The sequence below is a fragment of the Dolichospermum sp. UHCC 0315A genome (assembly GCF_008121535.1).
Taxonomy (GTDB): domain Bacteria; phylum Cyanobacteriota; class Cyanobacteriia; order Cyanobacteriales; family Nostocaceae; genus Dolichospermum; species Dolichospermum lemmermannii.
Genome location: NZ_CP043056.1, coordinates 4,664,935 through 4,690,204, shown reverse-complemented (window position 1 = coordinate 4,690,204; position 25,270 = coordinate 4,664,935). Strand labels below are relative to the sequence as shown.

Annotated in this window: 28 protein-coding genes, 1 other RNA gene and 2 pseudogenes; 17 read left to right on the top strand and 14 right to left on the bottom strand. The window is 38.3% G+C overall.

The genetic code is table 11. The features are described from left to right. Positions 1 to 228: 228 nt before the first annotated feature. The gene (locus tag BMF77_RS22260; protein WP_148765928.1) at positions 229 to 3,384 is read right to left on the bottom strand and encodes an efflux RND transporter permease subunit; all 3,156 of its coding nucleotides are present in this window, start codon (positions 3,382 to 3,384) and stop codon (positions 229 to 231) included. On the opposite strand from BMF77_RS22260, the gene BMF77_RS26980 reads away from it, so the two are divergent. The 3 genes from BMF77_RS26980 to BMF77_RS22250 all read left to right on the top strand — a co-directional run bounded on the left by BMF77_RS26980 (position 3,338) and on the right by BMF77_RS22250 (position 5,613). Then, on the top strand, positions 3,338 to 3,499 hold the full coding sequence (locus BMF77_RS26980; RefSeq protein WP_168204478.1) for a hypothetical protein: 162 nt from the start codon (positions 3,338 to 3,340) through the stop codon (positions 3,497 to 3,499). The two genes, BMF77_RS22260 and BMF77_RS26980, sit on opposite strands and share 47 nt — an antisense overlap. A 440-nt stretch (positions 3,500 to 3,939) precedes the next feature. Further along, on the top strand, positions 3,940 to 4,344 hold the full coding sequence (locus tag BMF77_RS22255; protein WP_148765926.1) for a hypothetical protein: 405 nt from the start codon (positions 3,940 to 3,942) through the stop codon (positions 4,342 to 4,344). A gap of 306 nt (positions 4,345 to 4,650) precedes the next feature. Further along, the gene (locus BMF77_RS22250) at positions 4,651 to 5,613 is read left to right on the top strand and encodes a DUF1517 domain-containing protein (RefSeq protein ID WP_148765924.1); all 963 of its coding nucleotides are present in this window, start codon (positions 4,651 to 4,653) and stop codon (positions 5,611 to 5,613) included. Positions 5,614 to 5,737: 124 nt separating this feature from the next. On the opposite strand, the gene panB is transcribed toward BMF77_RS22250, so the two are convergent. The 4 genes and pseudogenes from panB to BMF77_RS22230 form a co-directional block, all read right to left on the bottom strand. Beyond that, entirely contained in the window at positions 5,738 to 6,511 is a 774-nt protein-coding gene (gene panB / locus BMF77_RS22245; protein ID WP_148765922.1) for a 3-methyl-2-oxobutanoate hydroxymethyltransferase, read from the bottom strand. 54 nt (positions 6,512 to 6,565) lie between these two features. Continuing rightward, positions 6,566 to 6,696, bottom strand: a pseudogene (locus BMF77_RS22240) (transcriptional regulator); the annotation flags it as partial. Positions 6,697 to 6,887: 191 nt separating this feature from the next. Next, positions 6,888 to 7,169 (bottom strand): type II toxin-antitoxin system YafQ family toxin, encoded by a 282-nt coding sequence (locus tag BMF77_RS22235; RefSeq protein ID WP_148767170.1) that lies wholly within the window; start codon positions 7,167 to 7,169, stop codon positions 6,888 to 6,890. Further along, positions 7,150 to 7,380, bottom strand: a complete 231-nt coding sequence (locus BMF77_RS22230; protein ID WP_148767172.1) for a hypothetical protein — start codon at positions 7,378 to 7,380, stop codon at positions 7,150 to 7,152. Before BMF77_RS22230 ends, BMF77_RS22235 begins: the two co-directional genes overlap by 20 nt. Before the next feature lie 925 nt (positions 7,381 to 8,305). On the opposite strand from BMF77_RS22230, the gene BMF77_RS22225 reads away from it, so the two are divergent. From BMF77_RS22225 to BMF77_RS22200, 5 genes and pseudogenes are all read left to right on the top strand, one after another. Beyond that, complete coding sequence (locus tag BMF77_RS22225; RefSeq protein WP_015079279.1) at positions 8,306 to 9,736, top strand: form I ribulose bisphosphate carboxylase large subunit; 1,431 nt, start codon at positions 8,306 to 8,308, stop codon at positions 9,734 to 9,736. Positions 9,737 to 9,806: 70 nt separating this feature from the next. After that, positions 9,807 to 10,215: pseudogene (locus BMF77_RS22220) on the top strand (chaperonin family protein RbcX). 45 nt (positions 10,216 to 10,260) lie between these two features. Continuing rightward, positions 10,261 to 10,590: a ribulose bisphosphate carboxylase small subunit gene (locus tag BMF77_RS22215; protein WP_039200136.1), complete on the top strand. Its 330-nt coding sequence runs from the start codon at positions 10,261 to 10,263 to the stop codon at positions 10,588 to 10,590. Positions 10,591 to 10,722: 132 nt separating this feature from the next. Next, a complete protein-coding gene (locus tag BMF77_RS22210; protein ID WP_148765920.1) occupies positions 10,723 to 10,950 on the top strand; it encodes a type II toxin-antitoxin system Phd/YefM family antitoxin in 228 nt (75 codons plus the stop codon). Positions 10,951 to 11,145: 195 nt separating this feature from the next. Then, entirely contained in the window at positions 11,146 to 12,603 is a 1,458-nt protein-coding gene (locus BMF77_RS22200) for an RDD family protein (RefSeq protein WP_148765916.1), read from the top strand. Positions 12,604 to 12,654: 51 nt separating this feature from the next. Here the strand turns inward: BMF77_RS22200 and BMF77_RS22195 are convergent, their stop codons facing one another. Further along, entirely contained in the window at positions 12,655 to 13,191 is a 537-nt protein-coding gene (locus BMF77_RS22195; RefSeq protein WP_148765914.1) for a GNAT family N-acetyltransferase, read from the bottom strand. A gap of 125 nt (positions 13,192 to 13,316) precedes the next feature. Here BMF77_RS22195 and BMF77_RS22190 point away from each other — a divergent pair, with 125 nt between their 5' ends. Then, a complete protein-coding gene (locus BMF77_RS22190; protein ID WP_148767168.1) occupies positions 13,317 to 14,753 on the top strand; it encodes a BCD family MFS transporter in 1,437 nt (478 codons plus the stop codon). Here the strand turns inward: BMF77_RS22190 and BMF77_RS26975 are convergent. Then, on the bottom strand, positions 14,701 to 14,844 hold the full coding sequence (locus BMF77_RS26975) for a hypothetical protein (RefSeq protein WP_168694523.1): 144 nt from the start codon (positions 14,842 to 14,844) through the stop codon (positions 14,701 to 14,703). The two genes, BMF77_RS22190 and BMF77_RS26975, sit on opposite strands and share 53 nt — an antisense overlap. 33 nt (positions 14,845 to 14,877) lie before the next feature. Between BMF77_RS26975 and BMF77_RS22185 the strand changes: the two genes are divergently transcribed. Next, a complete protein-coding gene (locus BMF77_RS22185; RefSeq protein ID WP_148765912.1) occupies positions 14,878 to 16,101 on the top strand; it encodes a ribulose bisphosphate carboxylase small subunit in 1,224 nt (407 codons plus the stop codon). A gap of 359 nt (positions 16,102 to 16,460) precedes the next feature. Here BMF77_RS22185 and BMF77_RS22180 read toward each other — a convergent pair whose 3' ends face one another. From BMF77_RS22180 to BMF77_RS22155, 6 genes are all read right to left on the bottom strand, one after another. Then, entirely contained in the window at positions 16,461 to 17,060 is a 600-nt protein-coding gene (locus tag BMF77_RS22180) for a hypothetical protein (protein ID WP_148765909.1), read from the bottom strand. Between the two features lie 401 nt (positions 17,061 to 17,461). After that, the gene (locus tag BMF77_RS22175; RefSeq protein WP_148765907.1) at positions 17,462 to 18,151 is read right to left on the bottom strand and encodes a hypothetical protein; all 690 of its coding nucleotides are present in this window, start codon (positions 18,149 to 18,151) and stop codon (positions 17,462 to 17,464) included. 118 nt (positions 18,152 to 18,269) lie between these two features. Continuing rightward, on the bottom strand, positions 18,270 to 18,644 hold the full coding sequence (locus tag BMF77_RS22170; protein WP_371735132.1) for a type II toxin-antitoxin system PemK/MazF family toxin: 375 nt from the start codon (positions 18,642 to 18,644) through the stop codon (positions 18,270 to 18,272). Continuing rightward, a complete protein-coding gene (locus BMF77_RS22165; RefSeq protein ID WP_148765904.1) occupies positions 18,625 to 18,927 on the bottom strand; it encodes a hypothetical protein in 303 nt (100 codons plus the stop codon). The genes BMF77_RS22170 and BMF77_RS22165 overlap by 20 nt, the downstream gene beginning before the upstream one ends. A 193-nt stretch (positions 18,928 to 19,120) precedes the next feature. Then, positions 19,121 to 19,471, bottom strand: a complete 351-nt coding sequence (locus BMF77_RS22160; protein ID WP_148765902.1) for a hypothetical protein — start codon at positions 19,469 to 19,471, stop codon at positions 19,121 to 19,123. Between the two features lie 138 nt (positions 19,472 to 19,609). Then, positions 19,610 to 20,395 carry a glycoside hydrolase family protein gene (locus BMF77_RS22155; protein ID WP_148765900.1) on the bottom strand — a complete coding sequence of 262 codons (786 nt, stop codon included), beginning with the start codon at positions 20,393 to 20,395 and terminating at the stop codon, positions 19,610 to 19,612. Positions 20,396 to 20,756: 361 nt separating this feature from the next. Between BMF77_RS22155 and BMF77_RS22150 the strand changes: the two genes are divergently transcribed. The 6 genes from BMF77_RS22150 (at position 20,757) to BMF77_RS22125 (ending at position 23,038) form a co-directional block, all read left to right on the top strand. Then, positions 20,757 to 21,023, top strand: a complete 267-nt coding sequence (locus tag BMF77_RS22150) for a YciI family protein (protein ID WP_015079290.1) — start codon at positions 20,757 to 20,759, stop codon at positions 21,021 to 21,023. Positions 21,024 to 21,060: 37 nt separating this feature from the next. After that, an RNA gene (ffs, locus tag BMF77_RS22145) (signal recognition particle sRNA small type) lies at positions 21,061 to 21,157 on the top strand. A 25-nt stretch (positions 21,158 to 21,182) separates the two neighbouring features. Continuing rightward, positions 21,183 to 21,584: a phasin family protein gene (locus BMF77_RS22140; protein WP_148765898.1), complete on the top strand. Its 402-nt coding sequence runs from the start codon at positions 21,183 to 21,185 to the stop codon at positions 21,582 to 21,584. A 156-nt stretch (positions 21,585 to 21,740) separates the two neighbouring features. Continuing rightward, the gene (locus tag BMF77_RS22135; RefSeq protein WP_148765896.1) at positions 21,741 to 22,163 is read left to right on the top strand and encodes a hypothetical protein; all 423 of its coding nucleotides are present in this window, start codon (positions 21,741 to 21,743) and stop codon (positions 22,161 to 22,163) included. Positions 22,164 to 22,240: 77 nt separating this feature from the next. Next, positions 22,241 to 22,696, top strand: a complete 456-nt coding sequence (gene queF, locus BMF77_RS22130) for a preQ(1) synthase (RefSeq protein WP_148765894.1) — start codon at positions 22,241 to 22,243, stop codon at positions 22,694 to 22,696. A 141-nt stretch (positions 22,697 to 22,837) separates the two neighbouring features. Next, positions 22,838 to 23,038 carry a hypothetical protein gene (locus tag BMF77_RS22125; protein WP_148765892.1) on the top strand — a complete coding sequence of 67 codons (201 nt, stop codon included), beginning with the start codon at positions 22,838 to 22,840 and terminating at the stop codon, positions 23,036 to 23,038. 60 nt (positions 23,039 to 23,098) lie between these two features. Here BMF77_RS22125 and BMF77_RS22120 read toward each other — a convergent pair whose 3' ends face one another. Continuing rightward, positions 23,099 to 24,172: a glycosyltransferase family 4 protein gene (locus BMF77_RS22120; RefSeq protein ID WP_015079294.1), complete on the bottom strand. Its 1,074-nt coding sequence runs from the start codon at positions 24,170 to 24,172 to the stop codon at positions 23,099 to 23,101. A gap of 369 nt (positions 24,173 to 24,541) precedes the next feature. Here BMF77_RS22120 and BMF77_RS22115 point away from each other — a divergent pair, with 369 nt between their 5' ends. Further along, the gene (locus BMF77_RS22115) at positions 24,542 to 25,270 is read left to right on the top strand and encodes an ABC transporter permease (RefSeq protein WP_210422243.1); all 729 of its coding nucleotides are present in this window, start codon (positions 24,542 to 24,544) and stop codon (positions 25,268 to 25,270) included.

Here is a 25,270-nt window from a genome sequence, read left to right as displayed (position 1 = left end):
AGCCTGGAGTCGTGAAATATAAAAGAACATAATCTTTATAGGTCTGATATATTTTTCTTACTTATCAATTAGTAGGGGCGAAGCATTCGGACAGAAAATCAATGGTTTGAACGATAGGTTATCGCCCGAATGCTTCGCCCTTACGGACAGAAAATCAATGGTTTGAACGATAGGTTATCGCCCGAATGCTTCGCCCTTACGGTGTTCTAGACTAGGAACGAGAGAATACTATCTTATGGAAACATGATCTTCTTCACGCACTTCTAAATGGGGAGCATGATGAACTGGTTGTAAACGTTGACGAATTGTGCCAATGATGATGTAGAGAATTGGCACAATAAACAAACTCAAGAAAGTCGCTACAAACATTCCCCCAAACACAGCAGTACCCAGAGATTGACGACTCGCAGCACCCGCACCTGTAGCAGTTGCTAGGGGAAAAATTCCCAACAAAGTCGAAAAAGCAGTCATGAGAATGGGACGTAACCGACCTTGTGCTGCTTCTACTGCGGCTTTGGTAATTGATAAACCTTGCTGTTCTTGTAATTGGTTAGCAAATTCGACAATTAAAATTGCATTTTTACTGGCTAAACCAATTAACATGACTAACCCAACTTGGCAAAATACATCATTATTTAAACCTCTTAATGATTGTGATGCTAAAGCTCCCATAATAGCTAAAGGAACAGCCAGCATAATAATCAAAGGGTCAACATAATTTTCATATTGAGCAGCTAAGACTAAAAAGACGAAAAGTAATCCCAAACCAAAAATGATTGGTGCTTGTCCACCGGATTCTTTTTCTTGAGCCGCAATACCTGACCATTCATATCCCATGCTTGTGGGTAATATCTTTTTAGCTAGTTGTTCCATAGCTAAAGTTGCTTGTCCAGAACTAGTACCAGGAGCAGGAGAACCGTTAATTTCAATGGAACGAAATAAGTTGTAATGATTAATAGTTTGCGCTCCCGTTGTGGGAGTTAATTTGACCAAACTACTCAGAGGAATCATCTGATTAGTTGCAGAACGCACATTTAATAAACCAATATCATCAGGATTGGAACGAAACTGAGCATCTGCTTGGATGTATACCCGATATGTGCGGGAAAGAAAATTAAAATCATTGACATATCGTGAACCCAAATAAGTTTGCAGGGTTTTAAAAATATCGTCAATGGAAACTTGCAGAGATTTCGCTTTATTCCGGTCAACTTCAATTAAGATTTGCGGTGTATTGGCGGTAAAGGTGCTAAATACAGCTTGTAGTCCGGGGGTTTGATTTCCCTGCATCATGAACTGACCAACGGTTTGCAGCATGGAATTTAAGCTGTTAGTTCCCGCTATATCTTGTAACTGAAATTGGAAACCACTAAAACTACCTAAACCGCGAATTGCGGGGGGATTAACCGGGAAAACTCTAGCTTCGGTAATTCCTGAAAAGCTTTTTCTTAAATCACCAATAATCGCTTGCACTGATTGATTTGGTTGTTTACGTTCGTCCCAGGATTTGAGAGTTGTGAAAATTACGCCACTGTTAGCGGTGCTACCACTAAAACCAAAACCACCAATTGCAAATGTCCCTGTAACTTCTGGTAATTTGAGGATTGTTGCTTCTACCTCACTCATGACTTTACTGGTGTATTTGAGTGAAGAACCTTCTGGCCCTTGGATAATGGTAATGAAATAACCTTGGTCTTCGTCGGGGAGAAATGCGGTGGGTACGGTCATGTATAGCCAAGCAGTGACACCTAATGAACCGATAAATAACAGGAGAACAATCGCTTTTATTTTTAACAAAAATTTTAAAGAGCGCTCATATCCCCAACCCATGGCTTCTAAAAACCAATTAATTCTACCAAATACCCAACCCAAAATCCCTCTAGGTGCGGGTCTTTGCCGTAATAACAAGGCGGAAAGAGAAGGCGTGAGGGTGAGAGCCAAAAATGTGGAAATGGCGATAGAAAAGGCGATCGTCAGGGCAAATTGTTTGTAAATTTCTCCAGTTGATCCAGGGAAAAAGGCGACAGGGACAAATACCGCCATTAATACTAGGGAAGTAGCAATTACAGCCCCAAATAGCTCTTCCATGGAGATTAAAGCAGCTTGACGGGCTGACATTCCTTTTTCTTGAATTAAGCGGGAGATATTTTCCACGACAATAATCGCGTCATCAACTACCATGCCGGTTGCGAGGGTTAAACCAAACATGGTTAAGGTGTTGACGGAAAAACCAAAGGCTTTGACAAAGGCAAACGTCCCCACTAAAGATAGGGGAATTGTGATCACAGGAATTAACGTAGTCCGCCAATCTTGTAGGAAAATAAAGATAACGAGAATTACCAGAGCGATCGCCTCTAAAAGAGTTTTTACCACTTCTGCCAAAGATTCTTCTACAATCGTAGTGGTGTCAAATGCCACTTGATATTTCATCCCTGGCGGAAAGCTTTGCGACAATTGCGCTATTTCCTTTTTGACTAAATTAGCCACGTCCAAAACATTACTTCCTGGTGCCGGAAATATCCCCAAACCCACACCCTCATTCCCCTTAAACCGCAGAAATGAGCTATAGTTTTGCGCCCCCAATTCCGCCCTTCCCACATCTTTTAACTTAATCAAACTACCGTCACCAGCAGTTTTAATGACCACATTGTCAAATTCCTCAACTTCCGTCAGCCTACTAACTGCCCTCAAGTCAATTTGATACATTTGACCATCTACGGCTGGCTGTTGTCCAAGTTGTCCCGCACCTACTTGTAGGTTTTGTTCATTCAGGGCATCAATAACATCACCAGTAGTTAAATTCCGACTAGCCAATTTATTTGGGTCAAGCCATAGGCGCATTGCATAGCGGCGTTCCCCAAAAATCCGCGCCTCACTGACACCTTTAATCCGCTTGAGGGCATCTACTAAATATAAATCTGCATAATTACTTAAAAAGACATTATTTAAGGCTTTATTATCACTAAACAAACCGATTGCTAACAGAATATTGTTAGACTGTTTACTCACAGTCACTCCTGTTTGCTTCACCGATTCTGGTAACTGCGGTTGAGCGGAAGTAACACGGTTTTGCACATCAACGGCAGCAATATCCTTGTCCCGCGAAGCATCAAATGTGACAGTAATCGTACTACTGCCATCATTACTACTACTCGAAGTCATGTATTTAATGCCTTCGACACCGTTAATTTGTCGCTCTAAAATCGTTGTTACGGTACTTTCAACAATTTCCGCACTAGCACCAACATAATTAGAATTGACGATAATCTGCGTGGGACTAATTTCTGGATACTGGGCTGTAGGCAATGTGGGAATACTGATTGCACCAACAAGTAAAATGATAATAGCGCAGACGCTGGTAAATACAGGTCGTTTAATAAGTATTCACAAAATCGCCTACTTTAACGGGAATATCACCAACAACAGTGCGGCTAATACCAACCGCAGCCACCGATTTGACTTGGGAGGTGAGGGAGAAATGTCTTTAATATCGGTTTGAGGTTCAGGTAATGACATGACTGATAACAAGTTGACGGAATGAATAGTTAAAAATCTATGTGTATGATATGAATTTTGAAACTTCTAATTTATGATGAACTGGCAAAAATATGTATTATTTAATTTAAATATACAGGCTTTACATTTTTTTACAATCTATCGGCAAAATAATTATCTTGATGATCAATTTCTGAATTTAGTCATAGAGAAAACATTATCTGTTTTAGCTCACCTCGAATATAGAAACAGCCTGATTTCCTTGTCGCTGTCTTGAACTCAGGATTTATGCCATTTAACAACTAGTAACTTTGTTCTATTGAATAAGTGCTGATCAATGTTTGTTTCTCTTTGGCAAGTCGTACCCAGAAATAGGAAAATTGTCTAGGCTACTCTTTCTCTGGTTAGAATTTAATTTAAGCTGTTATTAACATCAAAATCAACATGATTAATAAATTGATACAACGGTTCTTGACTTTGGCTCTTATTTTTGCTGTTGTCTTTTTCTCCTGGGAAGTTCCTTTTGCTTTCGCAGATCACTTTTTTACTAACTCTGGAGAAATTAGGGATAATATCAAATTATCTGAATATGATTTTACTCCCCAAGAAAATCAAGAATTACAGGGGATTCGTCAGCGTCGAAATAAAGAAATTGCCGCAATTTTAGATTTATCTCAACGTAACTTGCTTGCTCACAAATTACATAATGGTAATAATATTGATCAAGCTTTAGAGGCATTAAATTTAAGTTCTCAACAACGAGAATTAGTAAATTCTATAAATGTCTTCACTAATTTAAAATTGAAGGGAATTTTTTCTCACCATGATTTACTTGACAGTCATAAATAAAGTTCAAAATTGGTAATAGTAAATTATTTCAGTTGTGAGAAATCTGAGTTTTTGCAACTGGTAATAAAAAGAGAAAAACAATCACCAATTTTTTCAAAAACTCAATAAATTATGATTGATAAGATTGAATTGTGAGATTTGATGAAAGATTTTGTTGGAGAAATTGACTGAGTACGGTTATCAACTCTAGAAATCCCTCCCTATTTCCTCCCTAATAAAGATAAGACACGGTAGATTAGAGACAGCGTTACTTCTTCAAAACAGGGGAAGTCATCATAAAAATACAGTTGTCACAATAAATGTCTTATGAGTAAAAAACTACAAGGATTCCTCAAACCCCTATTTAAAACCGCCTTTATCCTTAGCTTAGTGCTAACTTTGGCGTTCAGTCATGCTAATGATGCCTTAGCAGCCCGCAGTGGTGGCAGAATCGGTGGTGGTTCTTTTAGAATGCCTTCTAGCCGTACCTACACACCCCGGACAAGTATGCCCGGTAATGGCGGCTACTATGCTCCCTATGGCGGTGGTTTCGGATTTCCGTTTCTTTTGCCCTTATGGGGTTTTGGTGGCGGTTTTGGCGGGTTGTTTGGGATTTTGATCTTTTTTGCCATGGCGAATTTTTTAGTCCAAACATTTCGCCGTGTTACCAGTGGAGAAACGGAAGAAGTCAGCTATAGCAGCAACCCTTCGGTGTCTGTCACCCGGTTACAAGTTGGTTTACTAGCCCAAGCAAGAGATTTACAACCCGAACTCAATCGAATTGCGGAAACTGCTGATACCAATAGCCCAGCGGGAAGAAGCGAAGTTTTACAAGAAGCTAGTTTGGCTTTATTGCGTCACCCTGAATATTGGGTATATGCAGGTGGTGGAACTCAACAAGCAAAGTTAAATTCCGCAGAATCCCAATTTAATCGGTTATCTTTAGCCGAACGCAGTAAATTTAGCGAAGAAACTCTCTCTAATGTGAATAATCAGTTAAAGGCTGTTCTCAGTCAGGAAGCTTTACCTGGTGAAGATAACCCGACTCGTTTGATTAGTGAAGGGCCAGGAGAATATATTATTGTCACTTTATTAGCAGCAACTTTGGGTAAATGTGAAATTCCCGCTATTAATAATGCTGATGATTTGCGTCAAGCTTTACGTCAAATTGGTAGTCTTGGTGGTGAACAACTGTTAGCAATTGAAGTTTTGTGGACTCCCCAAGCGTCAGAGGATACCCTAACATCAGATGATTTATTTGCGGAATATCCTGATTTGAAATTGGTTTAATTGGGAGTTTTGCAAAACTCATGTAGAGACGTTCATTGAAACTTCTCTACATTCTCTCAAACTCTCACTCTATGAGACTCTGCGCCTGGAGCGTGTTAGCGAAGCGGGGCGAAGCCCAACAAACTCATTTAGGAAACTGTCCTTCTCGCACTTCCACAGCGTAATCTTGGACAGCTTTGGTAATTGTTTCTCGTAAGTTTGTATAAACCTTGGCGAATGGTGGTTGTTTTTCCGAAAGTCCGAGAATGTCAGAAGTGACTAATACTTGACCATCACAGCTAGAACCTGCACCAATTCCAATTGTAGGAATACGGAGTTTTTGTGTAATTTGCAGTGCTAGTTTTGTAGGAATATGTTCTAATACTATAGCAAAAACCCCGGCTTGTTCGAGAGCGATCGCTTCATGAAAAATTCTCTCACCTTCTTCCTGGGTTTTTCCCTGTTGTCGTAACCCTAATTGATGAATTGACTGGGGTGTTAATCCCACATGACCCATAACCGGAATCCCCGACTGCACTAACCGGGTAATGGTTTCCACCATTGCGGGATAGCCACCTTCTAATTTTACCGCTTGCGCCCCCGTTTCTTTCAACACTCTACCGGCGGAGTGCATAGCTTGGGAAATACTTTCTTGATAGGTCAAAAACGGTAAATCAACTACCATTAAAGCATTTTTGACACCACGCCGCACAGCTTTAGCATGATGGATCATTTCATCTAAGGTTATTGGTAAGGTAGTTTCATAACCAAGGACGACGGCAAGAGAATCACCAACTAAGATCAAGTCTACACCAGCTAGATCCAAAAGTTGAGCGATCGCATAATCCCAGGCAGTTAACGCAACAATCGCCCTTCCCTGTTGTTTCCATTGAGTTAATTGTTGGGTAGTAACTGCCATAAATAATTGATAATTGATAATTGTCAATTGTTAATTGTCAACTGATAATTGTCAATCTCTGGCAAATTTAACTGATGTCACGTTACGTCCGCGCAGGGGAGTTACAGACCTTAATACAATACCACTTTTTGGTTAATCACTAACAATTGATTTGGCATTCCCGCCCAAATTAATCCTTGGGGACTGGGATTTTTGTCTGTATTATCAACCTTTTGGGCTATAGCTGATGTGACTATGCTTCGTAAAGCTATTAATCCCAGTAAGTTTGCACGCATTTAGTTAAGTATATCCAGCTTGATATTATTTTTGCATATTCATTTAATTGGTTAGACTATTTTAATCTTTAAATGTAAAGTCTCAGCCTAAATTTTACCATTTAATAAACTTCATCATGACTGCCAATATCTATCAATAAAATAACCATTTCTAATAACTCTTCATCTTCAGAGAAATTAAAGATAATTCTACAATCATAAGCAACAGAACAAGACCATAAACCCGCTAAATTTCCTCCTAACTTATGAGACTTCAAAGACGGTGTAAAGGGATCATCGGACAAAAGCCTTAATACATTAACAATTTGATTTTTTAATTGCGGGGTTTTCTTGGTAATCTTCCTAAAAGACCGCTTGAATCCACTACTCCAGACAACTTCCAACATCATCTCCTAGTAAATCAGCGATTAAATCATCAACGCTTCCTCTCTTTGCTGTACCGTCTTTAAAAGCTTGTTTAACTTCCTGAGCATTAGTTAAAATTTCAGCCCGCTTCTTCTCAATTCGTTGCTTTTGAAGAAACTCAAATAAATACTCTCTATCTTCTGTGGGTAAACTTTCAATAGAAGTAATAATTTCTTGTAACGTCATCATAGAATCTCCTCTAAAACAACTCTCTGTTTCTATATTATCTCCCATGGAGCAATACCTTGTCCATTTTTTGTAGGTCGGGTTAAGCGACAGCGCAACCCGACGCATTTGTTGGGTTATGGCTATGGCTCCTACGTCGCCACGCAAGCTATCACCACACTTCGTGAACGTACCTCAATCCAACCTACAAATCAAGACTTTTTTCGATTTGGACAAGGTATTGATTGAGTAAATTGCATTAGTAATTTCCTTAGTATAATACAGTAGCAATATATACTTATCGTAAAGCTTTTAAGTACCAGCTACATCTACAGGTATTGCATAACTTTCAAGTGAATATTTACTTGAGATATACACAATTGTAAACAAATCTTCACAAAATGTTAAATCTTTATGTAATAACAAATTTAAATATATCAATTAACAAAATTTGCAAAATAACTTATTGAATTATTGATATATTGTGGGGTAAGCTACAAATTCCGTGATGTGCAGTTTCTTCTTTTCTTGCTCATCCCCTGACTAAACTTGTCTTCAGGAAAAATGCCTCATGATCCCTCCTTACCCGCTTTAGGTAAAGACATCAGGAAAAAAAGAGAGTTGCAGCAAACCAGCCTTAGGTCTGGAATGCGGCTTTCAGGCAAAAATCCGCAGACGGCTGAATCAAGCCAGTTGAGTAGGGTATGCAAACTCAAGATGAAAAGATTTTGTATTCTTGGGACGAAAAATAACTGGTAAACAATTTGTTGCAGTAGCAATTACCGCAACTTAATTCGTGCAGGAGTAATACTGCCACCATAGAAATTGATCGCCCCTAACTATAAGCAAAACTTATAATCTCATTAAGAATGAATTAAGAGTAGGAATGAGAAGAAGTGGCACATAACGTGATTTGATAGTAAAAAGAAAGACTTCTTGGAAGAAAAATATGTCTTACGCGCAAACTAAGACTCAGGCTAAGTCTGGGTATAAAGCTGGGGTTCAAGATTACAGACTAACTTATTACACACCTGATTACACTCCTAAAGATACAGATTTATTAGCAGCTTTCCGGATGACCCCCCAACCCGGAGTTCCTCCTGAAGAAGCTGGTGCGGCTGTAGCTGCTGAGTCTTCCACTGGTACTTGGACAACAGTATGGACAGACTTGCTCACCGACCTAGATCGCTACAAAGGTCGTTGTTACGACATCGAACCAGTTCCCGGTGAAGATAACCAATATATTTGTTATGTTGCTTATCCTTTGGACTTGTTTGAAGAAGGTTCTATCACCAACGTACTAACCTCCATCGTCGGTAACGTATTTGGTTTTAAAGCTTTACGGGCGTTACGTTTGGAAGACATTCGTTTCCCTGTAGCTTACATCAAGACTTTCCAAGGACCTCCTCACGGTATCCAAGTAGAGCGCGACAAATTGAACAAATACGGTCGTCCTCTGTTGGGTTGTACAATCAAGCCCAAATTAGGTCTTTCCGCTAAGAACTACGGACGCGCAGTTTACGAATGTTTACGTGGTGGTTTGGACTTCACCAAAGACGACGAAAACATTAACTCTGCTCCATTCCAAAGATGGCGCGATCGCTTCTTGTTTGTATCTGAAGCTATCAACAAAGCACAAGCAGAAACAGGCGAAATCAAGGGTCACTACCTGAACGTTACCGCTCCTACCTGCGAACAAATGATCCAACGGGCTGAGTACGCTAAAGAACTCAAGCAGCCCATCATCATGCACGATTACCTGACCGCAGGTTTCACCGCTAACACCACATTATCTCGCTGGTGTCGTGATAACGGTATTCTGTTGCACATTCACCGGGCTATGCACGCTGTAATTGACCGTCAGAAGAACCACGGTATCCACTTCCGCGTATTAGCTAAAGCTCTCCGCTTGTCTGGTGGTGACCACATTCACACCGGTACAGTAGTTGGTAAGTTAGAAGGTGAACGGGGAATCACCATGGGCTTCGTTGACCTATTGCGTGAAAACTACATCGAGCAAGACAAGTCTCGCGGTATTTACTTTACCCAAGACTGGGCTTCTTTACCCGGTGTAATGGCAGTTGCTTCTGGTGGTATCCACGTATGGCATATGCCCGCGTTGGTAGAAATCTTTGGTGATGACTCCGTACTCCAATTCGGTGGTGGTACTCTCGGACATCCTTGGGGTAACGCTCCTGGTGCTACAGCTAACCGCGTAGCTCTAGAAGCAGTTGTTCAAGCTCGTAACGAAGGTCGCAACTTGGCTCGTGAAGGTAACGATATTATCCGCGAAGCTGCTAAGTGGTCTCCTGAGTTGGCTGTTGCTTGCGAACTGTGGAAAGAAATTAAGTTCGAGTTTGAAGCAATGGATACCGTCTGATAATTGAGGATTTGGGATTTTGGATTCATATACAATCCAAAATCTAAAAATCTAAAGGGCTGGGTCAAGCATGGATTTAAAGCAAATTGCGAAAGACACAGCCAAAACTCTCCAAAGCTACCTGACTTATCAGGCGCTAAGGACTGTATTGGCACAGCTAGGCGAAACAAATCCTCCTCTAGCACATTGGTTGCAAAACTTCTCCGCTGGCAAAATCCAAGACGGGGAAGCATATATTGAGGAATTGTTTCTAGAAAAGTCAGATTTGGCTTTGCGAATTATGACTGTCAGGGAACACATAGCGGCGGAAGTGACAGAGTTTTTACCAGAAATGGTGATAACTGGCATTCAGCAAGCCAATATGGAACAGCGTCGCCAGCATCTCGAACGCATTACGCAACTAAGTTTATCAAGTCCCAGCCTCGAAATACCAAAGACAGACAATATCTGATACTAATTTGGATAATTTATCCAATTAGTCAGTCAACCAAGTCATAAAAAATCTCCCCCACTTATCAAAAACTATGCAAACTTTACCTAAAGAGCGTCGTTACGAAACCCTTTCTTATCTTCCCCCTCTGTCTGACGCGCAAATTGCCAAGCAAGTTCAGTACATTATTTCACAAGGTTTCATTCCTGCAATTGAATTCAACGAAACTTCTGAACCTACAGAACTTTATTGGACAATGTGGAAGTTGCCTTTGTTCGGCGCTAAAACTGCTCAAGAAGTATTGAGTGAAGTTCAAAGTTGCCGTTCTCAGTATGGTAACTGCTACGTCCGTGTTGTTGGTTTTGACAATATCAAGCAGTGTCAAGTTATGAGCTTCCTTGTTCACAAACCCAGCAGATACTAAGAGCTAATTAGCTCATAGTTATTTGATAAATTAAAAAGAGAGGTAGAGTTTTCTATCTCTCTTTTTTTTGTTTTTGATAGAGAATAGAATTGTCGGTTGAGTCGCACACACAAAAGGCTAAAGGTGGTAATTATGCAACAAATTACTGTGAATGAAGCATCTCAACATTTATCTGATTTAATTGAAGCCGCACTTGGTGGTGATGAAATTATCATCATGAAAGATAATCAACCTGTGGTGAAATTAATTCCTGTATTACCCGTGAAAATTCGTCCTAAATTTGGTAGTGCTAAGGGAATGATTAAAATGTCTGATGATTTTGATGAACCTTTGGAAGAGTTGAAGGAGTATATGGAATGAAGCAATTAATTGATACTCATACTCTGCTGTGGTTTACTATGGGTAATCCCAGAATTAGTTTTCGATGCCTATCCCATACAGCGTTTGTGGTGAAAAATAACGCCCAATTTTGATAGTTCTTTTTTTAAAGCGCAGAGGGTACAGACAACGGTTATGATTTATGAGTATCGAAAATATACTCTATATTAGCAGTCAATGAGCTACTGTATCAATCCCAACTGCCCACAACCGCAAAACACTAGACAGCCCTTATTTTGTCAATCATGTGGTTCTGAGTTACTTTTAGAGGGGTGTTATCGAGTCCTTCGTCCCTTGGGGGGTGGTGGTTTCGGTAAAACTTATGAAGTGGATGATTCTGGGACAAAGAAAGTCTTGAAGGTTCTGTTTAATACAGTTCCTAAAGCTATTGAATTGTTTCAACAAGAAGCGGAAGTTTTAAAACACCTGAAACACCCTGGTATTCCTAAAGTTGAGTCAGATGGTTACTTTATTTATTTTCCTAGAGATGCTAAAGAACCCCTGCATTGTTTAGTAATGGAAAAAATTGAGGGGATGAATTTAGAAGAATACATAACTCAACGCAATGATCAAGCTATTAGTGAACGTGCGGCTATACGGTGGTTAAAACAGATAACTGAAATTTTACATCAAGTCCATAAAAAAAATTATTTTCATCGGGATATTAAGCCACCTAATATTATGCTACGACCTAATGGGCAGTTAGTATTAATTGATTTTGGCACAGCGCGGGAAGTTACACAAACTTTGATGCAAAAAGTCGCAGGACAGCAAGTTACAGGGATTATTTCCGCAGGTTATACGCCACCTGAACAAATGAATGGTAAGGCTGTTCCGCAATCAGATTTTTTTGCTTTAGGGCGAACTTTTGTTTATTTATTAACTGGTAAATATCCTCAAGATTTTGCGGAAGATTCTCGCACAGGGACGTTAATTTGGCGAGATGATACTGCTGGTATTTCCCAAAAATTATTAGATTTGATTGATTATTTAATGTCTCCATTTCCTGGAAATAGACCGAAAGATACTCAAGAGATTTTATATAGATTATCTAAATTTGAAACTTCCTCACCGGAATTTAAAACCGCTAATTCTTATAATCAATCTTCTAATTATGGCCCTTATGCTAAAACGGTAGTATCCACATCTAGAAAAGTTAGTCAAGTAGTAAGTTCTCCTAAATACGCATCACCTTGGATACGTTTTTTAGCGTACTTTATTGATTTAATAATATGTTGTATTTTTATGCCATTGTCTATAGCTTTCTTAGGAAGTATCATAATCATAGTAATGATACCAGATCGAAATTGTGGAACAAATGGTATCTGTATAGATTTATGGTATAGTATATCCTTAGTTTTATCTGTAATCTTTACTTGGCTTCATTTTGCATTAGCTGAAAGTTCGGTTAAACAATCAACTTATGGACAAGGTATCTGCAAAATAGTTGTGACTGATATGAATGGCAAGAGAATTTCTTTGTGGCGTGCTACTTGGAGATTTATAGTTAAAATATTGTTGACTTTCTTGACTTTTGGTTTAGTTGATATAATATATATCCTATTTGATGAAAAAAATCGTTCTTTACACGATATCTTAGCTGGTACTTTAGTTATTAAAAAACCATCTGCATAATTACAAAGTATTCAATGGTGCGTTACGCTGTCGCTAACACTACTCAATAAACTACTGAATAATTAACTTCTCGTAAATCTCATAGCCCATTATATAATCATCCAAAACAAAGCCACTACCAAAATCTATTACCTGACTATCAATAATTCTAAAACCAAATCGAGAATAAGCTTTAATGCCTTTTTTATTCCTTTTATTAACATTCAGAATTATTTGTTTCAAGTTCATTGCTTGCGCTTTTTGATAAATATGAAATAACATCTTTTGACCATAGCCAAAACCATGCAAAGATGGCAATAAATAACATTTATGTAATTTTAAATAACTAATACTATCTATTATTTCTGAACTGTAAGATAAATAACCAACTAATTTAGAATTATGCAAAACTTGATCATAAAATATCCCTCTATTATAAATTTCATTTTCAATTATTCCTGTTCCATACATTTTAGTTAGCATATACTCGATTTGTGCATGGCTGAGAATTGAAGAATAGTGGTTATACCAAATTTCTTGACTGACTTTTCTCAGTTCTTCCAAATCAGAATCTAATAACTTAGTAATGGTAATTGATGAATCATTCATGGTGAGAATTGTATTCTAATAAAAATTAAATGTCAGGATTGCCAAAATTAATTTACCATTTAATTGAGATAACATAGGACTCATATTTGATTTCTGTATCTGGTAAACAATACAAACAAGCAGCTATGGCAATGGATGATACATTTGACACCCCAAATCAATCCTTATCTATCCCCAAGGTCAACATTTTGACCATGTTCCGGCTAGGATTGTTTCAAATGGGGTTGAGTATGATGTCTATCTTGACTCTGGGGGTACTTAACCGCGTCATGATTCAGGAAATTGCAATTCCGGCAACTATAGGTAGTTTAGTATTAGCAATACCTTATTTTATCGCCCCCACAAGGATTTTATTTGGGCAAATGTCCGATGCTAAACCCTTATTAGGTTATCATCGCACGGCTTATGTCTGGGGAGGAGCAGGAATATTTGCGATCGCCGCATTTTTAGCGGTACAAGTAATGTGGCAGTTAAATGCCGCTAATATTGCTGATACTTGGACATGGACTACCCAAACCATCGGTTGGACAGCGGTTCTCGGTTTAGTGTTCGCAATTTACGGTTTAGCAATTTGCGCTAGTGGTACAGCATTTGCAGCTTTATTAGTGGATATCTCTGAAGAAGACAACCGTTCTCAAGTTGTGGGGATTGTTTGGTCAATGTTAATGGTAGGAATTATAGTAGGGGCAATTATCAGTTCCAGCCTCTTAAAGCAATTAAGCACAAACGCACCCATCGAACTTTTACAAGCAGCAATTAATCGTCTATTTGTGATTGTTCCTGGAATAGTTTTTTGTTTAGCAATTATTGCAACTGTAGGTGTAGAAAAAAAATATTCCCGTTTTTTTAACTGTGCTAATAAAGGAAATCGGGAAGATGGTATCACCTTAAAAGGTGCCTGGAAAATTTTAACAGCTAGTCCACAAACAGGCTTGTTTTTCACCTTTTTATTAGTGATGACTATTAGCTTGTTTATGCAAGATCCCATTTTAGAACCTTATGCTGGGCAAGTCTTTAATATGCCTTTAGCAGAAAGTACAAAACTCAACGTTTTTTATGGTACAGGGATATTAATTTCCTATGGTATCACGGGTTTTTTCATTGTTCCCCGTTTAGGTAAAGCTCGAACTATCAAATTAGGTTGTATTTTAGTAGCATTTGCCGCTTTATTAATAGGTTTTTCGGGATTTTCTGCAAATCCATCTCTACTAAAATCAACTTTAGTTTTATTTGGTTTAGCTACTGGTTTTGTGACCACCGCAGCAGTAACTTTAATGTTAGACTTAACAATTGCCGAAGCCGCAGGTACATTTATTGGTGCTTGGGGACTTGCCCAATCTTTATCTAGAGGCATTGCTACGGTAATTGGTGGTACAGTTTTAGATTTGGGACGTAAGTTTTTACCAGATAATTTAGTATTAGCTTATGGTTTGGTATTTGTCTTAGAAGCTTTAGGAATGTTACTATCAATTTGGTTTTTGAATCGTGTGAATGTCAAAGAATTTCAAACTAATACCAGACAAGTTCTAGCCTCTGTTCTCGAAAGTGACTTAGATAATTAACAACTAACAACTGTACGGGCGAAGCATTTGGAGAACTATTTTTGGCAATGACCGATAATTTATCTTCCAAATGCTTCGCCCCTACTAACAACTGACAACTGACAACTAACCAGGGATACATTCTATGAGTTACTACATTGCGCCTAGTTTTCTTGATAAACTTGCAGTTCATATCACCAAAAATTTCTTAAATATTCCTGGGATTCGCGTTCCTTTAATTTTAGGAATTCATGGACGCAAAGGTGAGGGAAAAACTTTTCAATGCGAGTTAGTTTTTGAGAAAATGGGTATCGAAGTCACCTTGATATCTGGAGGAGAATTAGAAAGTCCAGACGCGGGAGATCCTGCGCGGTTAATTCGGTTACGTTATCGGGAAACAGCAGAATTAATCAAGGTACGGGGGAAAATGTGCGTACTGATGATTAATGATTTAGATGCAGGTGCAGGACGCTTTGACGAAGGGACTCAATATACAGTAAATACCCAGTTGGTAAATGCCACATTGATGAATATTGCTGATAATCCCACAGATGTGCAATTACCGGGAAGTTATGACTCCAATCCTTTATGTCGTGTCCCGATTATTGTCACCGGAAATGATTTTTCTACTCTCTATGCACCATTAATTCGTGATGGGAGAATGGACAAATTTTACTGGGAACCAAACCGCGATGATAAGGTAGGAATTGTGGGAGGAATTTTTGCAGAAGATGGTCTTTCACAAAGAGAAATTGCACAATTTGTTGATACTTTTCCTCATCAATCTATTGACTTTTTTAGTGCGTTGCGTTCCCGGATTTATGATGAACAAATCCGTAATTTCATCCATCAAGTTGGTTTTGAAAATGTCTCTTTGCGAGTTGTGAATAGTTTGGAAGGACCCCCAGCATTTAAAAAGCCAGATTTTACTTTATCGCATTTAATTGAGTCGGGTAAATTTATGGTTGGTGAACAAAAACGGGTGGAAACTTCTCATTTAGTGGATGAATATAATCGTTTAAATCGAGGTAAAGGTTATCAAGCAACTTCACCTATTGCGGAAGTTCCTGTGAGTAAACCTGCGATTAATCAACCTACTCATTTAAGTTTAGAAACTCAAGCACAAGTTCGCCAAATTTTAGCCCAAGGTTGTAAAATTGGCATTGAACACGTTGACGAACGGCGTTTTCGCACAGGTTCTTGGCAAAGTTGCGGTTCTTTTCAAATTGATGCCCATTCCGATGCTATTTCTACCTTAGAAGCTTGTTTATCTGAATATAGCGGTGAATATGTGCGTTTGGTAGGAATTGACCCACAAGCAAAACGACGAGTAGTAGAGACAATTATTCAGCGTCCTCATAGCAAGTAATTGGTATGAAGTTTTAAAGATTAGGTAATTTAAAGGTTGAACTCACCCGTTGACAATTACTTTGGGTGGTTATAAGTGGTTTACCTTATGGTCGAGTGCAGGGCTATTTTCAGCCCTTTCTTTAAATATTTTTGGTGCTGCTGAATTGGGGTATGATTATGATATTTATTTCGTGCAAAGGCGCAAAGTTTCAAATTTTGAATTTGTCAATTTCATACCTAAGTTCAGCAACGCCGTATTTTTATTGTAGTCTATGCGGAATTCCTTTATATTTGATTTATGCGGTATGTATGTGCAATCACACTACAATATCTGTGATCGCACTACAAGCTGTGGATGAAACCCAACAATAATGACCGCTATTTCGTCCAAATAGTCGTATTTGTCCACTTAATGCAACTCGGACTCACGAGCGTTGCACCAAAGGTTCCATCGTCGGGAAAGTTAACTTTTGCCGCAGAGGGGGGAGTCACCGTACCCTTTGCAACTGGGCGAACGTAAGCGGACATATCGACCGAAAGCTGATCCCCTGTTTGAGTGACAATCGGACCAGGTCTTCCCAAGAATTTCCAAGTACCTGAAAAATCCCGGGCTTCCCAAAGGGTACCATTATCCCAGCTAATCTGCCCCCGACGATTTAATGTCCCAATAAAGGTTGCATCGTCCGGAAAAGTGACTTTGATCTGAGTTTCATTTAGAAATTTGCCAGTTGCAGTGGGGCGACCATAAACGGACATATCGACCGAAAGCTGCTTGCCCTTTTGAGTGATAATCGGACCAGGCTTGCCTCCGAAATACCATTGACCATTTACGGGGGAGCAAATTGTTGCTTCGGCTGGGGTCGGCTTTGCATTTGCTGTCGGGGTAAGTGAAAGGATAAGTACAGCAATGCCACCCACAGCAGCGGCCCATTTTTGCAAATTCATGTTCGAGTTTCGATAAGCTGAGGTTGCAGACATTGGTTAATCTCCTTGAAGGAAGTTGGTAATCAAAATACTAGTTACGTCCACTCTAACGGCTAAGTTAGACATTTGCTACGGGATGAGTAGACGACTTACGCCCAAATAAGTTTCATAGTCTGACCTTTTCTGAAATTTTCCGTGTTAGTTGGGAGTTGATCAACTAGAAGCAATTCTGATCTGTTTTGTGCTTGTACCAAGTTGATATTTCCGGCTAATATAGAGGTTATGACAGTCGTATTCATCAACCACTTATGAAATGTGTTCATGATTATTTCCTATCAGTAATATATGAGTAAGATTTTCTCGATCTTAATTATTCTTTTGGCTGTAAACCTAATTCACAAAGTGTTTTTGCTTCATCAACAGAGTAATTTTGCTTCAACTCTATATAAGCAGTCTCACCTATATCTGACAACTTTTACCATAGCTACTTTTGACCATTTTTCCCAAATACTATTGGGAACTCTCAAAGTATATCGTCTTCTGTTGCCTCCTTGACCTTCTTTATCAAGGTTTTTCGCTTCTAAAATCACACCAGAACTATCTATAAATTCAGCCCTAAAGCCATCCCATAATTCAAGTTTTAAGTAAGCTTCTTTCAGTGCAGGGCTTCTTTCTACTTCTGGAGGAAATGAAAATTCAACAATCCACTCTACTTGTTGATTCTGTTGATTAAATACAGGTCCTTCGATCATCTTATACGAAGTTGAATATTCAGTTCCTACAGAACCAGAATTTAAAACACTATCGTCCCATTTTGGATTTGATAAACTTGGAGTTGGTTCAGCAGTAATAGTAGGAGTTGATGTAGGTATTGCTTTAGATGATGATTTTGGGTTGTTCACATCTAATAGAGAGGGTTCTGGCGTTCGTAATTTAGGAAATTGAGATGGCGATAGTTCAGAAACACTTGGAGAATAAGTCGGTTGCTGAAGATTTAATTGTGCTTCTAAACTGCTAATTTTTCTTTGTAGATCCTCAACTCTTTGATCGTCGGTTTGGGGACGAGAGGCGTAAGCAGCAATAAACGCGCAAGCCAGCATAACAGCAGCCCAAATTGGCCATGGGATTTTTGATTCATTTGACATTTTGCTTGAGAAAGATAGAAGTTTTAAAGATTAGGTAATTTAAAGGTTGAACTCACCCGCCTCCAATAAATTTACATGATTACGAGTTATCTAACACACGGTCGGGTGCAATGATTTGTTAGACCTCAAATTCGATTACAGTAGCAATGGAAGCTATAATTTCCAGCATTGTAATTTCAGAAATGCTTCCTAATTTACGAATAAACCTTTGTAAATCCACCCCCCTTAGTTGAAGAGTATCAATTGCAGAATCTTTATTCAATCTATTGATACTGTTAGGTTCAATCTTAACGTGCCAGAAATTTGATGAAAAATATGTTTTCCAGTCTGTAATAGGAGCAATAAGCTTGATAGGAAGCTTTCCTACTGAATCTGAACTGATGACGACGGCAGGACGCACTTTTTTGATTTCTGCACCAACAGTAGGATCGAAGTTGACTAACCAAATTTCTCCACGTTTTGGCAGATCAGGGTTAATACTCAATGATGTCACCTGCCATTAACTCCTGCCATTCAGAATCTTGTTGATAGTGAGAGAGCATTATATCGGCTTGACTTTTGAGAATATTCCTACGTTCAGTCATTGGTAACTTCAGAAAAGCAAGACGCTGTTTTAAGGATGGAGAGATATCTTCGGTGGTAGAAGAATGAGAAATAACTTCTTGAACCAAAATAACGACTTCAACAGTTTGTCCTACAGTCAGATCTGGAGCTTGAATTTCAATTTTATTTCCTGGCAGGACTTTTGCCGTCGTGTACAAAGTTGATTTGACCATTTTTAGCCCTTTCTTTAAGTATTTTTATTGTAGTTTATAATATCGGCGATCGCACTAAAAATGATTAAGGAGTTGTTTTTCAGCTTGTAATGGGTCTTTTATGTTTAATTGACTTCTGGCTTTTACTATGAGTTCTTGGGTTTTAGATGCACCGTAAATCGCATTGAAAAAAGCTAGGAAACTAAACCACCCGTCAGCAAAAATTTGTGGCAGTATAGTCATTATTATAGAAATCATTAAGGTTTTGATTCAGCAACTCCGATTTTACATTATCTATCTCTATCTTAATATCACCAAAAGTGTAATTACCTTCTCGACGAAGATTAATCTTTCCTTGTTGTCTAAGTTTGTGGATTGCATTAACGGCAAATTGAACCGTATTATTAATACTAGGTTGAGATTGAGCAATTAAGATATTTTTATCTTTTATAGAATCTATCGCTTTAAATTCTGGACTATTTTGTGCTAGAGTGCTGTGAATATTGCACCCAAATATAGAAACTATGACGGTGCTGGTCATTAGTAATTTATGCAGCTTTTTCATGGTAATCTCCTTAATTTTAGTGTTTCCCAGTCTATTGATACAAAGGCAAAACGACGAGTAGTAGAGACAATTATTCAGCGTCCCACTTGTCATGTGAAGAGGTTTCGTGTAACCTCTCTACGGATCTTCAATTATTAACTAAACAGGAGTTAAAAATAGTTTAGCTTCTGCCTGTCTTCTTCGTCTTAATCCAGCTTCTACATTGCTACCAGGATTTCTGTATTTTAGAAAAGTTTCTTCAATTTCATCCCACTTTTTATCTCTCAAAACTCTGGTTATACTTGAGAAATTGGAATTACCATAAAAACTAGCACCCAAGTTATAACCAAAGCTTAATAAAGCACCTTGTTGATTGGCGTTTAACTCATTCCAAACCGGAATTTTTTGCAGAGGTGGTAGATAGCTATTCTCTAGCTGAAGCATCAACAAATCATCTGCTTCTTGTTGAGTGATGCTTTCACCTAATTCCCAGTTACTACCATCTCTTTTTTTAGTAGTACCCCAACCAATAGTGATAGGTAAATTACCACTGAGAGGATCTCGATAAGCATTTAAATAACAACCTTCAAATTCTTTGATGAGAGGAACACCTGGAAGTGGTAGTTTTCCAGTTATCCCACCAAAACCTTTTGTAGGGGTGTTTAAAGTTGGAGATGATATAGATGACGCTGCGCTTGTTGTTGCTTGTCCAAGAGCATTATTTAAAGCATTTTGAGTATTTTTTCCGACTACACCATCTGCTTCAAGCCCTTTTTGACTTTGAAATTGTTTAACGGCTTTGACAGTATTATTGCCAAAATCACCATCTATTATTCCTGGATCTAGATTGAGTGCTTTTAAGATTTCTTGTAGTTGTTGAACTTTTTGTCCTTTCGCACCTTGTTTGAGAGTTTCGTTGCTATCGAGATTTAATTTGCTAGGCATGATGATATCCTGGTGACATTGATTTAATCAGTTTGGCAACAAGGAAAAAAGCCAATGCGAAATTTCCTGTTTACCTCTGGCAACAAGTAAATAATCCTCATACAATTAAATGTTCCTGCTCGATTTCCACAGTGCATTTCTTGTATATGAGTTTTTTATTTACTAGTTGTCTGTTTTTAGACTCATTTTATTCTTAACTCTTACTAACTAAGTATACAGTATAGATGTGTAAACAGATAGCGGTTTGTTCTGAAATATTACATAAATCACAAAAATATATGAATTAGCGGGAATACGATAACAAATCATGATATTTTAGACTAAATGAAACATTGCTAATCTAAAAATCCCGATCTGAAATATGCCTTGGTTTGTTAAAATTGAAACTGGTAAGCTTGATAAACCCACCTTTGACCAATATGTACCCGCTCACAGAGCCTACGTTCAAGAGTTGATTACTAAAGGACACAAAGCTAAAACAGGTTATTGGGCGCAAAAGGGTGGTGGAATGATGTTATTTGAGGCGGCATCAATGGATGAAGCACAAGCAATAGTATTGGCTGATCCCTTGGTACAGAACGATTGTGTCAGCTACCAATTATTTGAATGGCGAATTGTTGTGGAATAGTACACAAATTTTGAATTTTAGTGTTATGATGATGAAAGACCTGGATCTATGCAACTTCAACGCCCAAATCTTGTCAGGACCGGAAGGTAGCAGCAATAAGGGATGCTTGTGGTAGGCGTAGTCTCCGGGTCGCCTTATTTGTAGGAGCTTTCAGCAGCAATGCCTGGTTTTGGAGATATTGTACAAAAAGCTTTTTATCTCGGCGTTGGGTTAGCTTCTTACGCTGGCGAAAAAGCTGGCGGAAAATTAGCCGAACTGCGATCGCAAGTCCAAAAATTAGCAGATGAAATGGTGGCTAAAGGCGAGATGAACACAGAAGAGGCTCGTCGCTTCGTTGAAGATATGATGAAGCAAGCTCAACAGCAACCAACCTCTGGACAAACGCCTGAAAAAACACCCCCTTCCGAACCTCGTCGGATAAATATCATAGATGATGACGAAGAGCCTAGTATGAAAGAGGCGAAAAAAGAAAATAAAGAAAATGGCGATAACGTAGATCATCTCCGCGATCAAGTGCTAGAACTACAGGAAGAGTTAAAACGGCTGCAACGCAAACCGTAAAGATAAAATTTTCACCTTGGGTATCAGTAACTTTTAATTCTAGAAAAATGACGCTATACCCAAGATGGTTTTACTTGCAATTACTAACCGTAGACTCTATAACTTTCAGTCAGACGGCGTTTAGCATCATGTTTTTAGCCTTTGAGAGTATAAGTTATGGAAGAGTGGCAAAAAGACTTAATAGACATGATCGAAACCGTGGCTGATGAAGTAGAGCAGTTCTTCCTCGGAGTGAATGACATGATAGACGCTTTTTTTGAAGTTACGGAACAGATTACTGAAGAAGTACAAAGCGCATTTGAGGATGATATTGATACTTTAGCTACGTTGCACGAACAGTTTTTACAAGATTTAGCCGAACCAATTTTGGAGATTTACTGGGAACTGGAAGATATCACCGAAGATATAGATCCTGGTTTTCCATATCAAGTAGAAGCGACACTAGAAAAAAATGCTGCTTGTATTGGTTGTAGTAACTATCATGGCCAGGTTTATAGCGGTAATTTGTTAGTCTGTGCTATGCACCCTCATGGTTGGGATGATAAAAATTGTCCTGACTGGGAAAAAGAAAGTAAGTAACTCATTAAGCTGGAGAGAAATGTTAAAAACTGTTAAGTTAATAATTGTGAATATCTGCATTTCTTTTTACTAATATAATGAGTAACTTTGCACCTGAAACTGTATCTCCAGCAAGTCAAGAAATGAAATATGGTGAACGCGAAATTGCGGAAGGGAAATTAATTACATTTCCGAACCCCCGCATTGGGCGACGCTATGACGTTAATATTACTTTACCGGAATTTACTTGTAAATGTCCTTTTTCCGGTTATCCTGACTTTGCGACCATTTATATTACCTATGTTCCAGATGAAAGGGTAGTAGAGTTGAAGGCACTCAAGCTTTATATTAACAGCTACCGCGATCGCTATATCTCCCATGAAGAAACAGCCAATCAAATTTTAGATGATTTTGTCGCTGCTTGTGATCCTTTAGAAGTCACCGTGAAAACAGATTTTACCCCTCGTGGGAATGTGCATACAGTAGTTGAAGTTAGACATCAGAAAGGTGTTTATAGCAGGAGTCAGGAGTCAGGAGTCAGGAGTCAGGAGTAAAGAATAGGACATCAAATCTTCAGACATCTATTGACATTTTCTGACAATAGGTTCATAATATTAAATATATACGAGAGTTTTGTAGTTAATTTAAAGTCAATAAATATTTTGAGTAACTGTAATGGTTCCGAATAGACTTGAATGGCTACAAAGAAAATAAACCTTTCCTTAGAAAACTTGGTAGTTCTAGAGAAAATTTGGGTATTGAACTCGTTGATAGACAATCAAGAGCCATTAGAATTATGTTCTAAGGCAATGTGGGATACCACCTTCACTAACTCAGTTGGTGATGTTATACCAGATATTCACGATATCTCAGATGTCGGGGAATGTCTCGGTTAAAAGTATCAGTAAGAAAGGCAGTTAGAAAGAAGTTCTCTGGGTGGGGAAACCCCACCCCTACTAACTCACTAAAGCAGTGCGAGAAAAACCATTTTGTCGCGCTAATTTTTCTGCAATTAGCTTTTGATAAACTGCTTCATAACCATCAGTCATTTGCTGAACACTAAAATGTTCTTCCACATATTGACGACAAGCGTAACGATTTAAACTCCTGACTTGATCAATAGCATTAATACATTCTTCGACATTATCACAGAGAAAACCTGTTTCCCCGTTAACAATCACTTCTGCCGTTGAACCCATTCGCATGGCAATTACAGGCGTACCTGATGCCATTGATTCTACCATAACTAAACCAAAAGGTTCTCGCCAAGTAATTGGGAATAAAGTTGCATAAGCACCACCCATAAGGGCATTTTTTTGGAGATGATTGGCTTCACCTAAATATTCAATTTGCTGACCATCAATATGCGGTTTAACTTTTTGTTCAAAATATTCCCAATCTACCAAATCTACCTTACCTGCAAGTTTTAACTTCCGACCAGTTTTTTTAGCAATTTCAATTGCTAAATGTGGTCCTTTTTCTGGAGACATTCTGCCTAAAAAAGCTAAATAAGATGGTTCTGTTGGTTGAGGATAAAATTCATAACTACTAACATCAATGCCATTATAAACAGTGTCTACATAATTTAATCCTAATCTGGGTTCTTTCTGAGAATTAGAGATACTAATATAAGGCTGTTTTCGACAATGTTTAAATATTTTTTCATTGTCTGGTGTGAAAATGCCATGTAAGGTATGCACTGTAGGAGTTGTTACCAGGTTTGCAGATGTTAATGTTGCGACTCCCATATGGGAATGAATAATATCGAAATCTGCGGCTTTTTCATAGACTGATGCTATTTGTAGAAATTCATAAATACTTGAATCTCTGATAGTAGAATCTAGCCTTAAAGCGCGGGGATGAACTGATATTAATTTGGCTAAAGTTAAAGAATCTCCTGATGCAAATAATGTCACTTCATGTCCTCGACGGACTAATTCATCAGTTAATAACCCCACTACCAATTCTATTCCACCATAAGCTGGTGGTGGTACTCTCTCCCACAGTGGAGCAATTTGAGCAATTTTCATTATCAATCTCCTAAAATATCCGATTTCTATTTCCAGTTATTTGAAAATAAATTGAATAGCTAACAGGAAATAGCTAAAAGTAAAAAAAAACCGCCCTTATTCATGATTGTACTACCAAATCTTATGCTTTATATTTGATATATTTTGTCTATCTGAGGTAATGTCAATGTCTGATCCTTAAGAAATAAATTAGACAAAATATAATTGTTATATTTGGGATTTTGAACTTGACTTGAAAGACAAAAATAAGTATAATATATAACGATAAATAAATAGTTGCATATATTAGGTAAAATGAATATATACAAACAAATAAATAAACCGCGTGTTTCCTGGCAGGCAGTTTTTGCACTAGTTATATTTGTGTTTATGTACCTACCTATTTTGGTACTGGCTTTTTATAGTTTTAATCAGTCACCTTACAGCGCTAAATGGCAAGGATTCACCCTGGAATGGTATGGAAAACTATTTAATGACGAACGGATTTTATCCGGGTTATATAATAGTTTGTTGGTGGCTTTTTGTGCAGTAGGAGTTTCCGCTGTCTTGGGAACATTAATGGCTGTGGGGTTGGCACGTTATGATTTTCCTGGTAAGAAATTATATCAGGGAATTGCCTATTTACCCTTATTAATTCCTGATATTGCGATCGCTGTTTCGACACTAGTATGTTTAGCGGCCTTTGCTATTCCTTTGAGTATATGGACTATTATTGCTGCTCACATTGTTTTTTGTCTATCATACGTTGGGTTGGTAGTTTCTTCGCGCATGAATAATATCAATCCTCATTTAGAAGAAGCAGCATTAGATTTAGGTGCAACACCTATACAAGCCTTTATTTTAGTTTTATTACCTCAATTAATACCGGGGATTATTTCTGGGTGTTTATTGGCTTTTGTATTGAGTTGGGATGATTTTTTAATTGCTAGTTTTACTGCTGGAAGTGGTGCGACGACTTTACCAATAGAAATTTTTAGCCGCATTAGAACGGGAGTCAAACCGGATATTAATGCTTTAAGTGTGATGTTAATTTCTATGACTGCTATTGTGGCTTTGATAGGGGAATTGATTAGAACTGCGGGGGAAAGGAGAGAATAG